Raw genomic sequence first — 14,736 nt, forward strand, 5'->3', positions numbered from 1 at the left:
AACCATCCAAGGCATTTGTTGAATTTGATCTTACAATCCATGTTTTCACTGTCTCGGCAACTCTTGTCGGTGTTTGTTTAACTGTTATAGGGATAATGCGACATTTAGGTGGAGTACGTGCGTCACATTATGGCCAGGAGTTGCTTGCCCTTGATGCATTTCTGTTTCTCCTCAGTTGTATTCTTTCATATATTTCTTTGAAAATACGAAGTTACAATAAACGCAAGAGTCTTTTGGCAAATATTGCAGACAATCTTTTCATATTAGCGCTGTCTTTAATGGCAGTCGTCTGTGGTCTTATAGTGTATGAGGTTATATAAGGAGAAATATAAAGATCCTCCTTTTGGCGGAGAATTCACCATGCCACCGTTGTTTTTGTTTACATTAATCGGAATATTTGGAGGCGTAGCATCTGGAATGTTCGGCATCGGCGGAGGTATCGTCATTGTCCCTGCATTAATCTACTGGGCCGGTTTCTCGCAACACAAAGCCACAGGGACCAGCCTTGCTGTGCTATTGCCACCAATAGGTCTTGCCGCAACTCTCGAATACTATCGGCACGGTAACGTCGACCTCAAGGCAGCCGTAATTATCGCGACTGCCATGTTCGTTGGTGCCTGGGGTGGTGCATTCCTAGCGAATCAGATGAAGGGCCCTCATTTACGTCTCATTTTCGGGGTTTTTGTGACGGGAATTGGCGTGTACCTTGTCTACGGAGCATGCAAACGCCTCGGTTGGTTGTGAGATGATTCGAGCAGGGAAACTTAGTGCAGACACATGCACTCAAATATGTTTCATCTGCAAATTGCAAATTCCGGATGAATCCGACCACCGTTCCGGCGTGAAACCGACCGCGATTCCGATTTGAATCCGACCAACATTCCGCTGGCAATCCGACCAGCGTTCCGGAACGAATCCGACCAAGCTGATGTAGTCGCAAGGTAACTCAACAGCGTATTGTGCCCCTCATATTCACTAAGGAGGGCACCAATGCCGCAGAATCGAGTTGCCATGCGAAAGATACGAGAGATACTCCGACTTGCCTGGGCATGCGGTCTGACCAGACAAGCAATTGCCGATACTTGCGGTATGGGCAAGACCACCGTTACTGACACTTTGTACCGGGCTTCTGCCGCCAATCTTTCCTGGCCACTGCCTCCTGACCTCGATGACGAACAACTCGAACATCTGCTTTATCCTGTTCATCCCCGTGCAATAGCCAGCAGGCGGGCACCGCCTGACTGGGCATCTCTGCACAACGAACTTCTTTCCCACAAAAACCTTACGCTAATGCTGCTCTGGCAGGAGTACAAAGAACGAGAACCTTCTGGTTATCAGTACAGCCAGTTTTGTGACCAATTCCGGCACTGGCGAGGGAAGCTCGACCTCTCCATGCGTCAGGAACACCGGGCTGGCGAGAAGATGTTCGTGGACTACTGCGGCCAGACAGTTCCCATTGTTGACTCGGCCACCGGGGAGATACGGGACGCTCAGGTGTTTGTGGCGGTCATGGGTGCCAGTAACTACACCTACGCCGAAGCTACCTGGAGCCAGACCCTTGCCGACTGGACCGGCTCACATGTCAGAACCTTCTCCTACTTCGGTGCCGTGCCCCATTGCCTGGTCCCGGATAATTTGCTCTCTGGTGTCACCAGAACCTGCCGCTATGAACCGGGTATCAATGCCACCTATCAGGAACTGGCATCCCATTACGGCACTGCCGTCATTCCTGCCCGTGTCCGTAAACCACGAGACAAGCCCAAGGTTGAAGCCGGTGTCCAGTTTGTGCAGCGATTCATCTTGGCCGGTTTGCGCCACCACATCTTCTTCAGCCTGGCAGAGGCCAATGCCGCCATCAAGGAGCGGCTGGAACTGCTGAACAACCGTCCCTTCAGGAAACTTCACGGCACCCGAAGAAGCCGTTTCGAGGAACTGGACCGACCGGCAATGCTGCCGCTGCCGGAACTTTCTTACGAGTATGCCCAATGGAAGATTGCCCGAGTGCATATCGACTACCATGTCGATGTGGAGGGTCATTTCTACAGCGTCCCTTATCAACTGGTCAAAGAGCAGGTCGAGGTGCGTTACACGGCAACCATCGTGGAGTGTTTCCATAAAGGGAACCGGATAGCCTCGCATCCTCGCTCCTTCGTGAAGGGGAAACACACCACCAACCCTGACCATATGCCGCCTGCCCATCGGGAGTATGCCGACTGCACGCCCGGTCGCCTTATCGCCTGGGCAGCGCAGACCGGTACAGCAACAACAGCGGTCGTTGAATCAATCCTTTCAAGACGTGCCTATCCTGAGCATGGCGTGCGTTCCTGCATGGGTATCCTCTCCCTTGGCAAAAAGTTCGGCAAGGAACGGCTGGAAGCTGCCTGCGAACGAGCCATGTTCATTAAGGGGGTCACCTACACCAGCATCAAGTCGATTCTCACCAACAATCTTGACCAGAAGCCACTACCCAAACAGCAGGAGCTGCTTACCGTTGCCCATGACAACATCAGGGGCACGGATTACTACGGATAATGAAAGGAACTACCGTGCTGACCCAACCAACCATTGAGAAACTCAATGCCATGAAGCTCTCGGCAATGGCGCAGGCATTCGCCGAACAGATGCAACGACCCGACATGGCATCCCTCACCTTCGAGGAACGTTTCGGTCTGCTCGTAGACCAGCAGATGACTGACTTGGACAATAAGCGGATGCAAAACAGGCTGCGAACCGCAAAGCTGCGGCTTTCGGCATCAATCGAAGACCTGGACTTTAGGGAGGCTCGCGGCATGAACCGGTCGCAGGTCATGTCTCTTGCCCAGAACCAATGGGTGCGCAGCCACCACAACATCCTTATCACTGGGCCGACCGGCGCAGGAAAGAGTTATCTTGCCTGTGCATTGGCGCAGAAGGCATGCCGTGACGGGCATACAACTCTTTACCAGCGACTGCCAAGGCTGCTTCAGGACATATCCATCGCCAGGCATGACGGTCGCTATCACAAACTCATGGCGCAAATCGCCAAGTGCGAAGTGCTGGTGCTTGATGACCTGCTCATCTCGCCACTGTCACAGGATGACCAGCGGGAACTGCTGGAAATCGTCGAAGAACGTTATGACCGGAAAGCCACCATCATCACCAGTCAGTTACCCATTAAGGCGTGGCACGATGCCATGCAAGACCCGACACTGGCTGACGCTATCCTTGACCGGCTGGTGCACAATGCCTACAAAGTTGAGTTGAAGGGTGAATCGATGAGAAAGAAAAGAACAAGCCTTGGCCTTAAACAATAAGCAGAGAATGGCAGTTGAGGTATTTCTCTTGAACGTTTCGCCTGGAGCTGATATTAGGATATTCGAATATCAGCAAGGAGAACATCTTGGATTTTAATACATCACTTGAATGGGCCGAACTCTTAAAGGCCATCGCCCACCCGACGCGTCTTCAGATTGTTGCGGAACTGCTCAAAGGCATCAAATGCGTCACCGACATTCAGGACATTTTGCCAGCATCTCAGTCCAATATCTCGCAGCACCTTACCGTGCTTCGTAATGCAGGAATCGTGAGTTTCGCCCAGGATGGCTCCCAACGGTGTTACTTCGTGAGCCGTCCCCAGCTCGTTTCAACGATTCTTTCTCAACTTGCCGCAGGTGAGCCGGTCACGCGCAAAACTAAGGAAGAGATTGACCAGGAGAAACGTTCTGGAGGTGCTTGCTGTGTCAAATGAAACCAAGTCACCTCTCTTTGAGCACGACCATACAGAGAAACCTGTGTTTCTTGCTGGCAACATGCTGGAAGCCGCCAGACTTCAGAAGAATTTACCATCGCTGACAGTGCCACATGGTTGCCTATTAGATTTTGACGGCGAACTGGTGGACTTTTTACTGATGACTGGGGCAACAACACACGAACCTGCCTGGCCCTGTTTCCATACTCGCCTTTACCGCTGGTCTGTTGACGGAACAGAGTACGGGATTATCGGTGGCACTGTCGGGGCATCATTCTCGGTGCTTGTAGCAGAAGAACTCTTCGCTTTGGGGTGCAGGGCACTTGTAACTATCTCATCAGCCGGACTCATTGCCGAACAGTTCCAGACACCCTTGTTTTTGCTAATTGAGCAGGCGTTGCGTGATGAAGGAACAAGTTATCACTATCTGCCGCCCGAGCGTTATGCACAGGCATCATCACCGTTGCTGGAGGCAGTAGCCCGACGATTGAATGATGCTGGTCTCCAGTGTATCCGTGGCAAATCCTGGACAACCGATGCACCATTCCGCGAGACACAGAAGCTGATTTCAGCACGACGAGATGAAGGTATCATTTCCGTGGAAATGGAAGCTGCCGCCTTACTAGCTATGGGCACGGCCCTCAACAAGCCAGTCATCTGTTTCGCTCACATTACAAATTCCATGGCCACTCGTGACGATGACTTTGAAAAGGGTGGTGACGACGGCCATGAAACAGCATTGAAAGTCTGTGCCTTGGCTCTATCCGCATTATTGGAACATAACTGAATTTATATCTGGAGGTTTCCATGTTGAAACTGGTCGTATTTCACACCGGAAGTAAGGGTTGAACAAGTTGCGCCATGGCTACAGGTGTAGCCAATAAGATGAAAGCTCACTTCGGTGAGGTGATAGACGTAGCGATACATCTGATTGATTCTCCTGAAGCTGCCAACTATGTGCTGAGAGCAGCAACAACCGTCTTTCTTAACGACGCATGGGTTCCACTGGATATCGCCACATCCGCAGGCAGAATGCAGGAGTATCTTGAACAGGCGCTGGCCAGTGAGGGTGCGCATGAAGGTTCGTGACAGCGGCATGCCGGATGAGGAAATGTGGGACGGTTTTTTTGAACCGGCCAAAGTGCTGGCCACGTTTGGTCTCGACCGTGGTCTTCAGGACTTGGTTGAATTTGGTTGCGGCTATGGCACCTTCACTCTGGCCGCTGCTGCGATTGTTTCAGGCACCGTTCATGCCCTGGACATCGAACCGGAGATGACAAACGTCGTTCAGCAGAAGTGCCGAGATGCCGGAGTACACAATGTGGAAGTAACGCTACGCGACTTCGTGGCCACCGGCACCGGCCTTGCCGAAAACTCCATGGATGCGGCGTTGCTCTTCAATATCCTGCACCATGAAGAACCGGTAGCGTTGATGAAGGAGGCGCTGCGTGTGCTCAAGCCGAATGGCATGCTGGCGGTGATTCACTGGAACTATGACCCGTCAACACCGCGTGGCCCAGCAATGGAAATCCGCCCTCGACCGGAACAGTGCATCGAATGGGGGAAGGAAGCCGGATTCCGCTTTAAGGAGCAGAATCGCTTTGAACTGCCACCGTACCATTACGGGCTGCTCTTCAGAAAGCCATTCACCTGATAGGAGTCTGATAGCTGCCCGTGAGGTAGTCAGGAACTGTTATGGCTAAGACAATAGCTTTCGACCGACAGACTGCCGCATATGATGCCTGGTTTGATAAAAACAATGGACTCTATCAGGCGGAGCTTGAAGCATTGAGGGCCTTTATCCCCTCTAACGGTCATGGTGTTGAAATCGGTGTCGGCACCGGTCGGTTTGCGGCACCTCTTGGTATTTCGGTTGGCGTTGAGCCAGCTCAACAAATGGCGGAACTGGCACGGCAACGTGGAATCGAGGTTTTGGAAGGTGTAGCAGAAGCCCTTCCGTTTGACGACATCAGCTTTGATTTTGTGGTCATGGTAACGGTTGTCTGCTTTCTCGATGATATTACCAAGGCATTTAAGGAAGCGTGGCGTATCCTCAAACCTGGTGGAAATCTTGTTGTCGGGTTTATCAACAGGGAGAGTGAGTTAGGACGCGTTTATGACCAGAAAAAGGAACAGAGCTGTTTTTATCGTGACGCAACCTTTTATTCGGCAAGCGAAGTGGAGAAGTTGCTTATCAATGCCGGATTTTCGGGAGTCTCATACAGGCAAACTCTATTTCCAGGTGAACCAACCGACTTGAGTATTGCCGAAGGATACGACAAAGGTGGATTCGTGGTCATTAAGGTGCAGAAAGCACAGTAAAGGGAGACAAGCATGAAAGTTGGTATTATTCGTTGTCAGTTGACTGAAGACATGTGCCCAGGAAGTATGGATTTCAAGGTAGCCAGAGAAGGTACATTGGCTTTCGAAGGGACTGGACCGGTCGAAATTATTGGATTTATTTCCTGTGGTGGGTGCTCGGGCAAGAAGGCGGTTACACGGGCCAAGATGATGGTTGACCGTGGAGCAGAGGCCATCGTTTTTGCTTCCTGCATGAAGAAGGGGACTCCCATTGGATACCCTTGCCCGCATTTTTCAGCTATCAAAGTTGCGGTTGAAAATAAACTTGGTTCGGAAGCAAAAATCATCGACTGGACGCACTGAACACCATGACCTATGCAGATTTACAGGAGGCTCTGCGTGTTTTAGGCCTGGGAGAACGGGCTACCATGAAGGATATTAAGACTCGACATCGAGAACTGGTAAAACGCCATCATCCTGATGCCGGAATTACAACCGAGCCGGAAATAATCCGGCAGATAAATGCAGCCTATCGGATATTAATGGACTACGTTACCGAGTACCGCTTTTCATTTGCAGAGAATGAGTTTTATGAGCAAAACCCGGAGGAGCGTTTCAGGCAGCAGTTCATGGATTTTTATAACAAGTAAAGGGCAATAAACCCTGCCTTGCGACTACAGGATGCCTTGGTCGCTTTCGCCGGAACGCTGGTCGGTTTCACAGCGGAATACCGGTCGTCATCATGTCAGTTTCTTTGGTCGGATTCATCGGAATAGCCACAAATTCTGCACTGAAACGCAGGAGTATCTTTTTATACATATTTTCTATACGTAGTTAAATTAGTCAGTTAAAGACTGATTTCTGTTTGGCACGCTCTATGGAAATATCCTCCAAACACACCGCAAAGGAGGAAGTACCCATGAAAACTCGTAAAATTGTTTTTGCAGCAACAGCAGCCCTCGTCGCAATATCTCTCAGCGTATCCGCTTTCGCGGCCACAAAATCACAGAGCCAGACAGGCACGCGCACGCAGATCAAATCTGGTACTTGCGTAAAGTAACCCTGCTTCAACAGCAAAGGCCACCTGTCCATTTTGGGGCAGGTGGCCTTTGACTCATTGTCGGCGTGACTGAACTGGACTTTGCAATTTCAATCGAGAGTCACAGGCTACTGTGAACTGCCAAGATGTTATTACTTCCTCAGATAAGGCTTATATCAGTTCACCTTCAAGGATAATTTTAAGGACTTCGATCGGGACCATGCCCAGACGTGATGCGGCTTCTTTTATCGATTCATCATCCTTGAGGGATATATTTCTGGTTTTTAGTTTTTGCTGTACTTTTTCACAATCAAGGTGCAGTTCCTGACAGATGACAGTGAGTGACTTCTTGCCAATCCCCTTTCCTTCAAACCGTTCTACCACAAGATCACCTGTGTAACGAGGGGATTCAGACGTTTCTTTAATAATCGGAGGAGTGGCAGTCCTGTTCCTGGTGACAGAATTATAAACAGGGACTACCTGTCTTAATGCCGGCGTTGGTATGGTTACAGCAGGGGGGATAGATTCAGGGCGTTCAAGTTTCTTGATTATCTGATAGACGCTGGCAGGTGTCATCTTGTTCATATGTGCAATCTGTTCAACTGTACTGTTTTCGTCAGTTACCCGCAGTCCGGCATGACGCAATTCAAGCAGCGCTTCTCCGGTGTCTATGTACATTTTCTTACAGAACCCTTTGAGTGAAAGCAACTCGGCATGACCAAACGGCGGATCATCCGCCGGCGTTCGGACCCAACTCTCCTTTACCCAATTATTGAAATTAAGAATATAGTTGAGCGGTGGAGTTCGCGTAACAGCACCGACTGCAAAAAATACCGTTATCAAGGTGGCCACTGCCAGATCACGCAAACTGACTGCCATACGATCTGGAACACCTCGCAAGTACTGCATTAAGGGTGTCCAGTTGTACCAGGTATGCCAAATGCCGGCGATCAGAAACAGGACACTGGTGGTTATATGAATGTTACCCCACTGGGTTTTGGATAGACCTAGAAAAGTCCAGTTGGTCCAGAAGGCAACCTTGCCTTGGGGGACGATGAACGCGGCAATGCCTGACAAGGACATGGCAACGAAACTAAAGGCAGTGACCAGCGATATCAGAATGCGATTTATGAACGGGCGATCTTCCATGTAACAATGTCCTTTACTATCGTCTTAATCTTCCTTAACCAGCAATCCAAGTTCCTTAATCCGGTACTGCAGGGTTCTCAGAGATATGCCGAGTGCTTCGGCAGTCTTTCGTCGATTACCCTTGAACTCTTGAAGTGTCCTCTGAATAGTTTCTTTCTCGCGATGCTTGAGCAGCCCTTCACATGATTCAGCAGGCTGCTGTTCCTGCAATGTCTCGGGGAGTTCGCTGACTGTTATCTCGCCTCTTGCTAGAATAACAGCCCTTTCAATGACATTCTGCAGTTCTCGGACATTGCCGGGCCAAGTATGGCGCTGAAGAGTTAACAGTGCATCTGCTGTGATGCCGATGGGGCGACGTACACCTGCCGATGCTGAAAACCTTGCACAGAAATGTCGTACGAGTGCAGGAATAGCATCAATCCTCTCACGAAGAGGTGGCAGGGTAATGGGAAACACGTTCAAGCGGTAGAAGAGGTCTTCACGAAAACTCTTCTCCGCGACCTCTGCTGCAAGGTCCCTATTGGATGCGGCAATGACGCGCACGTCAGCCTTTATCTGAATTGATCCACCCAGCCGTTCGAATGTCCGCTCCTGCAGAACTCGCAACAGTTTGGCCTGCAGCAGCATCGGCATCTCTCCGATCTCGTCAAGGAAGATGGTGCCACCCTGTGCCAGTTCAAACTTGCCCCGCCTCGCTTGGGCCGCACCGGTAAATGCACCGCGCTCGTGTCCGAACAGTTCGCTTTCCAGGAGGTTTTCCGGGATGGCTGCACAGTTGAGCGGAACAAATGGTGCCGCTCTACGTGGGCTTGCCAGATGGATCATCTTGGCAATCAACTCTTTGCCGGTGCCGCTCTCACCGTGAAGCAGAACGTTTGCAGTTGTGCGGGCCACATCCTGCACAAGTTTTCTGACGCTTTCCATCGCTCTGCCTGCAAATATCAGATCTTCTGGTGGGAGTCCCGCCTGTTCGACCTCCTTAAGTGATATAGTCAGGCGCTCCAGCGCCACCTGTTCCAGTGCTCTCTGTACTGTTGCCAGCAGGCTTGCCGGGTCTTTCAGCGGTTTGGAGAGGAAATCGAATGCCCCCTCTTTTATTGCTGATACTGCTTCTTCAACTCTGCCAAAGGCGGTGATAAAGATGAAAAGCGGCGCGTTCAGGTCGCTGCGTGTTACACGGAACAGATCCAGTCCACTCCGGACAGGCATCTTCAAATCGCACAGCACCAAATCAAACCGTTCGCGCTGGATGCGACGCAGCCCTTCACCACCATCTGCTGCCGTTGTTACGGTATAACCTGCTCCGTCAAGAATGGTGGTCAACAGTTCGCGGAAAACGACATCATCTTCTACAATCAGTATGGTTGCTGTCATGGTTTCTGTTCCCGAATTACTTTACTGCAGGCAATGTAACAACGAATTTCGTCCCTACATTTTCTCTGCTTGAAACGGTGATTGTGCCTCCATGTTCTTCAGCGACTTTCCGGCAGAGAGCAAGTCCAAGACCTGTACCTTTAGCCTTGCTTGTCCAGAACGGATCAAAAATGTGAGGCAACCGCTCCTGTGAAATCCCGGTTCCATTGTCCCGCACGCTGACAACAGCAGTGTCTCTGTTCTGCCGCATTGCGACAGTGACTTCCCCTCCATCAGGCATTGACTGAATACCGTTTTTTATCAGGTTCAGCAACATCTGAACGATACGGTCTTCAGTAACATTGGCTGTGATATGTTGCGGAGCATCAACTACGATGGTTACATTATGATCCGCCGCTTCCGGGCGCAGCAGTTCAACACAATCGATGATTATCTGTGTGAGGTCTGCATTTTGTTTCTCCGTATGGTCAACACGTGCAAAGGCAAGCAGATCGTTTACCAGCGCCTCCATCCTGATCGACTGTGAGACTATCTTGTCCGCATAGGTGCATGCCTGCTCGATGCTAGCAACTGTTTCAATCATTTGGGCGAATCCTTTGATGCCTGCCAGCGGGTTCCGTATTTCATGGGCCATGACGGCACCCATTTCACCAAGACGCGCCAGTTCATCCTGACGCCGCATCTCCCTTTGATGGCGCTCTTCGCGCCGTATCATATAAAACAGAAGAATGGTGCCGCCCCACAGCGCTACTGTCAGAGCCGATACAACGGTAATGCCGGTTTGTGCACGACGAATGACCTGGTCAGCGCGATAGGTGTGAAGCGCAAGAATGAGAAGATATTTGTCGCTGCCGGCGTGAATCATCGTTCGGAGGATATAGACCTCTTCGCCAGTGCCTAGTTGTTCTCTCTGTTCGGAGATACCGTCAGGTAATCTATTCTGAATAGCACCGGTATATGGATGGTCTATGAGTAAGGGGTTGGTGTGAAAGCGGACTATTCCCTGCCTGTCTATCAGAGCGAAGTATGCTATGTCGGGAGTCGTGTATCTGGCAAGCGAACGGAGTGAGGCATCGGCTACAACCAACTGCTCGATTGCTGCAGAGATGGATAGACCAGCGCCACGAAGGTTTTCGGCTGCAATCTGCGGAGACGCACGGAAGGCGGACCAGGCAAACCAGATCACCATAAGGGTGAAACAGAACGGAACACCGATTATAAGGCGGGTGTATTTGAGCATGTTCAGAAGGAGTAGACCACTGCAATCCCTCCGCCGTAATCAGGGCTGCTGTCTGCAATTCCTTGTGACAGATACAAGTCGAGAGAGGTTGTGCTGCTCAGAGACCAGAGAACCCTTTCCCTTACTTCAAGAAGAGCATCCGAGTATGTTGATGGCGCAGTGGCACCTTTGAGCATAAGCATCGGCTTAAAATAGGCTGTCAGTTGATAGCCGGCGCCTAACGTATAACTGGCATAATTCTTCAGACCGAAACCATCTGCCTTGCCTTGATAAATATAGAGAACCTCACCCAGAAAATAGGTATCACCAAACCATTTTGATGCCTCTATTCCTGCTCCGGCATCGAACTCTCCAGTTCCGAGGCCATCGGAAGAGTTGGCAGTAGGAAACTTCACAAAAAGTGACGGCCGAAGTTGAGGCAGCCATCTCTCTTCAAACAGCGCTATTAAACCAAACCGGAGAATTATGTCACCGATGCCGGAGACAGCGGAATCTGATGATCCGGAACTACCACTGCCAGTTCCGGACTGCTGCTGTATCGTTGAGCCTCCACTTCCCCCGGGACCACCTCGTGCGACTGTTTTTGCCGCAGCAGCTATTTGGTTGTTCCGGTACAGGTCGGTTGTGACGTTTGAGTTGTTCTGATAGACGAACGGGATCTCAACGCCTACATCAATGCGATCTGTCGGAAACCAAGTTACAATCAGCGGCATATAGATGCTGCGTGTGGTTGAACCGGTTTCGTACTCTCCCGAAGCGTATTCAGCGCCAAAACTTACTGAGGCGCTCTGCTGCTTGGGTGGGACGTCCGCTGCGAACACAGTAGTCACGCAGGTGAATATCATAAAACTCAGTGAGTAGAGCGTTTTCAGGTATCGTATCATCACCTTCTGCCACCTCTGAATCCGCCACCGCTGCGCATACCGCTTCCACTTTGTGGGCCACCACTCTGCTGCATGCCGTTCTGATTGCCTGAGCCGCTACGTGACCAGAGCGGAACACCTGATTCGGATCTGAGTGTCAGAGACTCTCCGCTGCTCCGGTTTTCGATGCGCTGAGCAAAGAGGTAGATTGTGCCGTCTTTCCCCTGGGCGCGTGAACCGGTGACAGTCAGTTCCTGATTGCTTGTAATTTTTATGGTCTGTCGTTCCCAGTACCACCATGGCCCCATAATGACTGTAACAGTGCCTTGTTGGGTGGCAAGAGACATCAAGGTATGATTCTGCTCACCCTTCCGTTCAGGAGGCGAAGTTACGGAACCAGTCATGGTTGTGACGGTGTTGACATCAAAGCCAGCAGTAACGTCCAGTCCGCTGACTGGGTCTTTTGTGTCACTCCACCAGAAAGCATTTGCTTCATGGGTGCAGACAGTCATGATTGCAACCATCAAAATGAGAACGAATCGCAGCATACAGGGAATCCTTTTTTGACGTACCCGGCAGGTTTGGTTCCCTGCCGGGTTTTAAGGTGCAGTTCTACGGTGTTGTTGCCGGTGTCGTGGCAGTGTTCAGGCGTGAGCCGTCTTGAAGTCCTTTGCCATTGTTGGGACGTGATGTTGCGCCGTTGGCCGTTGTACCAGTGGTCAGAAACGTGCCGTCGCGGCGCTGTGAACCAACGGGACGGGTTGCAGACGAAGAGCCGGTTCCTGCCTGTTGACTGGTGCAGGTACCATTGGACTGTCCTTTGCCGCCACCATTGCCACGGCCTGCCGCAAGGAGTTCGCCTGCACTCAATGCAATCAATAACCCGATTACTGCTGCTGTTGTTACCATACGAGTTTTCATGACTTATTTCCTCCTAAGATGTGATGTACGTATCTTCAGGAGTATCAGGGAATGTGCCAATTTCATATTTAATTGAAACTACTACGTAATTTACAAAAAGTGACTCAGGGTTTACTATTATTACATGCAGATTTTGCACTTCAGCCGGTTGCCCTGCACCTGTTGCACTATTGGCTCTGCTTACGGTTTTACACCCAGAATCTGAACAACCGATGCCAAGCCGGTATGTCCTCGTCCTTCGTGAACATCCCGTTGCAATTCTTTGGCGTGAATGAAGTCAAGCCCGGCACATTCACCCCTTAATTCATCCAGCGACATAAGCATATCCAAGGACTTTGGCCCGCCAGTTTCATTTCCGATTTGCTCCTTGCTGAACGCCTCCAATGCGAACATACCTCCAGGTTTAAGTCCTCTGACAACTGCCCGATGAAGAGTCATGCGAATTGATGAGGGGACATGGCAGTAAAATGCGATGATTCCGTCCCATTGTTCAGGTTCAATTTCAAATTCACCTAAATCGGCAAGAATAGTTTTAATGGCGACTCCACGTTCAGCAGCGAGTTCTTCAGCCTTGCGTAACCCGACTGGAGAACCGTCAACTGCCGTCACCTCATAGCCGAGTGCCGCAAGATATACGGCATTTCTTCCTTCTCCTTCAGCAAGCGAGAGAAGCCTGCCTTTCGGTATCCTGGCAACTACGGATACGAGAAAATCATTCGGCTCGGTTCCGTAGGCAAAGCCGGGTTCACTGAAGCATTCATTCCAGTTCATTTTCTATCTCCTTTTCAAATCTGCCAGAATCGAGAGAATGGGATTAGGTGCTACAGGAGGAAAAGACTGCGCATTGCGCAGCGAAGGAAGATGTGAAGTTGTATGGGTGTGCCTAAACCGTACTTAGCGTTTGCCCCACAGCGGGTCATCAGCAAACTGTTTCCATATCCGTGCTCCCGGATTCTGTTCGAAAAACTCATCCTCAGTAAATGTGTAGCGGTAGGCTGTTACATATTCAAGCAGCAATTGGTAGGCAGCGTTCACCTGGCGGATCATTTCAGATTCGTCTGTGTTACCGGTGTCCAGATGATAGCGTTTTACCAGTCCTTTGTGTCGGGCCTTGATATCATTCAATGTAGCCCGCTCACCGAGGCCCATACATCGAAGGGCTTCCTGCAGATCATTATAGGTCATGACCGCACCTTAAGTATTGTGATAACCGTACATCAAACTGTTCCAGCATTCATCTGCCATCCCCAGATTACTGTCGGAAATCCGGAGGCTCATTATGTACACGATATCCCGTAACGCCAGACCGGCGTCATCTAAATCTTTCAGCCGCCGCTGTAACATGCCGCGGAAGATGCTGAACCTGCTGAAGATGAAAAAGTTGATAATTCCTTTTTGACGTCACCAGATCCGCATGCAGGGCATTGTGTTGCATGTGATGTGTCGTATTTGAGAAGTTTTTCAAAGTGGTGACCGCATTTCGTGCACAAATATTCGAAAATCGGCATCATTGCTCCCTTCTGAATAGACATTCAAATTTTTGAATATAATAATATGCAGCGACGTCTTTGTCAACATTCCACCTCGTTAACGGTGGGTTACAACTCTTGTGTGTAGGAGTATACCTTGTTTATGGTGCATGCAAACGTCTCGGCTGGTTATGAATTATCCATAAATTCATGAAAATTTGAGTCTGTATGAAGAGGCGCTGGTGAGGACCGCCCAAATAAATGCTTGACAACTGGTATGAATATTACTACATGATTAATCAATCATATAAAAGGTGAGCATACATGAGCGACATTTCCACCTTCCGCGCCGACATCCTGAAGGCACTGGCCCAGCCGACCCGGTTGAAGATAATTGAGTTCCTGCGCGATGGCGAGCGCTGTGTCTGCGAGATATTTCCGGCCATCGGCGAGGAGCAGTCCAACACCTCCCGGCATCTGAGCATGATGCTCTCTTCAGGAGTCCTTTCGCGGCGAAAGGACGGTCTGAAGATCTACTACGCAATCAAGCATCCGGAGATTCTTGATGTAGTTGACATGGTCACGTTGATTGTTAAACAGGAGATATCGGGTCGGCACAAGGTGCTCAAAGCGTTGTAGGGTAGCACTTATGA

The 14,736-nt window shown here is 50.4% G+C and carries 20 protein-coding genes and 1 pseudogene; 11 read left to right on the top strand and 10 right to left on the bottom strand.

The window, feature by feature from the left end; all coding sequences use genetic code 11:
- Positions 1–360: 360 nt before the first annotated feature.
- The 10 genes from KI809_RS19225 to KI809_RS19270 all read left to right on the top strand — a co-directional run bounded on the left by KI809_RS19225 (position 361) and on the right by KI809_RS19270 (position 6,678).
- Entirely contained in the window at positions 361–744 is a 384-nt protein-coding gene (locus KI809_RS19225) for a sulfite exporter TauE/SafE family protein (RefSeq protein WP_214173226.1), read from the top strand.
- 267 nt (positions 745–1,011) lie between these two features.
- Positions 1,012–2,532: an IS21 family transposase gene (gene istA, locus KI809_RS19230; protein WP_214173283.1), complete on the top strand. Its 1,521-nt coding sequence runs from the start codon at positions 1,012–1,014 to the stop codon at positions 2,530–2,532.
- 14 nt (positions 2,533–2,546) lie between these two features.
- Entirely contained in the window at positions 2,547–3,293 is a 747-nt protein-coding gene (gene istB, locus KI809_RS19235; protein WP_214173284.1) for an IS21-like element helper ATPase IstB, read from the top strand.
- An 86-nt stretch (positions 3,294–3,379) separates the two neighbouring features.
- Complete coding sequence (locus KI809_RS19240; protein ID WP_214173227.1) at positions 3,380–3,727, top strand: ArsR/SmtB family transcription factor; 348 nt, start codon at positions 3,380–3,382, stop codon at positions 3,725–3,727.
- Positions 3,717–4,514 (top strand): nucleoside phosphorylase, encoded by a 798-nt coding sequence (locus KI809_RS19245; RefSeq protein WP_214173228.1) that lies wholly within the window; start codon positions 3,717–3,719, stop codon positions 4,512–4,514. The genes KI809_RS19240 and KI809_RS19245 overlap by 11 nt, the downstream gene beginning before the upstream one ends.
- Before the next feature lie 20 nt (positions 4,515–4,534).
- Positions 4,535–4,816 (top strand): HSGNPxU motif (seleno)protein TsoX, encoded by a 282-nt coding sequence (gene tsoX / locus KI809_RS19250; protein ID WP_337661130.1) that lies wholly within the window; start codon positions 4,535–4,537, stop codon positions 4,814–4,816.
- Complete coding sequence (locus KI809_RS19255) at positions 4,803–5,381, top strand: class I SAM-dependent methyltransferase (RefSeq protein WP_214173230.1); 579 nt, start codon at positions 4,803–4,805, stop codon at positions 5,379–5,381. Before tsoX ends, KI809_RS19255 begins: the two co-directional genes overlap by 14 nt.
- Before the next feature lie 41 nt (positions 5,382–5,422).
- On the top strand, positions 5,423–6,049 hold the full coding sequence (locus KI809_RS19260) for a class I SAM-dependent methyltransferase (RefSeq protein ID WP_214173231.1): 627 nt from the start codon (positions 5,423–5,425) through the stop codon (positions 6,047–6,049).
- A 12-nt stretch (positions 6,050–6,061) separates the two neighbouring features.
- A complete protein-coding gene (locus KI809_RS19265; RefSeq protein WP_214173232.1) occupies positions 6,062–6,391 on the top strand; it encodes a CGGC domain-containing protein in 330 nt (109 codons plus the stop codon).
- Positions 6,392–6,396: 5 nt separating this feature from the next.
- Positions 6,397–6,678, top strand: a complete 282-nt coding sequence (locus tag KI809_RS19270) for a J domain-containing protein (protein ID WP_214173233.1) — start codon at positions 6,397–6,399, stop codon at positions 6,676–6,678.
- Between the two features lie 193 nt (positions 6,679–6,871).
- On the opposite strand, the gene KI809_RS19275 is transcribed toward KI809_RS19270, so the two are convergent.
- From KI809_RS19275 to KI809_RS20995, 10 genes and pseudogenes are all read right to left on the bottom strand, one after another.
- A complete protein-coding gene (locus KI809_RS19275) occupies positions 6,872–7,099 on the bottom strand; it encodes a hypothetical protein (protein WP_214173234.1) in 228 nt (75 codons plus the stop codon).
- A 139-nt stretch (positions 7,100–7,238) separates the two neighbouring features.
- The gene (locus KI809_RS19280) at positions 7,239–8,216 is read right to left on the bottom strand and encodes a DUF4405 domain-containing protein (RefSeq protein ID WP_214173235.1); all 978 of its coding nucleotides are present in this window, start codon (positions 8,214–8,216) and stop codon (positions 7,239–7,241) included.
- A 24-nt stretch (positions 8,217–8,240) separates the two neighbouring features.
- Positions 8,241–9,590 carry a sigma-54-dependent transcriptional regulator gene (locus tag KI809_RS19285; protein WP_214173236.1) on the bottom strand — a complete coding sequence of 450 codons (1,350 nt, stop codon included), beginning with the start codon at positions 9,588–9,590 and terminating at the stop codon, positions 8,241–8,243.
- A gap of 16 nt (positions 9,591–9,606) precedes the next feature.
- Complete coding sequence (locus tag KI809_RS19290) at positions 9,607–10,830, bottom strand: sensor histidine kinase (RefSeq protein WP_214173237.1); 1,224 nt, start codon at positions 10,828–10,830, stop codon at positions 9,607–9,609.
- Between the two features lie 2 nt (positions 10,831–10,832).
- A complete protein-coding gene (locus tag KI809_RS19295; RefSeq protein ID WP_214173238.1) occupies positions 10,833–11,714 on the bottom strand; it encodes a hypothetical protein in 882 nt (293 codons plus the stop codon).
- Positions 11,714–12,241: a MamS/MamX family magnetosome protein gene (locus KI809_RS19300; RefSeq protein WP_214173239.1), complete on the bottom strand. Its 528-nt coding sequence runs from the start codon at positions 12,239–12,241 to the stop codon at positions 11,714–11,716. Before KI809_RS19300 ends, KI809_RS19295 begins: the two co-directional genes overlap by 1 nt.
- A 64-nt stretch (positions 12,242–12,305) precedes the next feature.
- Entirely contained in the window at positions 12,306–12,614 is a 309-nt protein-coding gene (locus tag KI809_RS19305; RefSeq protein ID WP_214173240.1) for a hypothetical protein, read from the bottom strand.
- A 180-nt stretch (positions 12,615–12,794) separates the two neighbouring features.
- Positions 12,795–13,385 (bottom strand): class I SAM-dependent methyltransferase, encoded by a 591-nt coding sequence (locus KI809_RS19310; protein WP_214173241.1) that lies wholly within the window; start codon positions 13,383–13,385, stop codon positions 12,795–12,797.
- Between the two features lie 123 nt (positions 13,386–13,508).
- Positions 13,509–13,799: a J domain-containing protein gene (locus KI809_RS19315; RefSeq protein WP_214173242.1), complete on the bottom strand. Its 291-nt coding sequence runs from the start codon at positions 13,797–13,799 to the stop codon at positions 13,509–13,511.
- A 242-nt stretch (positions 13,800–14,041) separates the two neighbouring features.
- Positions 14,042–14,146, bottom strand: a pseudogene (locus tag KI809_RS20995) (FmdB family zinc ribbon protein); the annotation flags it as partial.
- A gap of 261 nt (positions 14,147–14,407) precedes the next feature.
- Here KI809_RS20995 and KI809_RS19325 point away from each other — a divergent pair.
- Positions 14,408–14,722 (top strand): ArsR/SmtB family transcription factor, encoded by a 315-nt coding sequence (locus KI809_RS19325; RefSeq protein ID WP_214173244.1) that lies wholly within the window; start codon positions 14,408–14,410, stop codon positions 14,720–14,722.
- The last annotated feature ends 14 nt before the right edge of the window (positions 14,723–14,736 follow it).

Origin of the sequence: Geoanaerobacter pelophilus (assembly GCF_018476885.1) — a bacterium.
Lineage (GTDB): Bacteria > Desulfobacterota > Desulfuromonadia > Geobacterales > DSM-12255 > Geoanaerobacter > Geoanaerobacter pelophilus.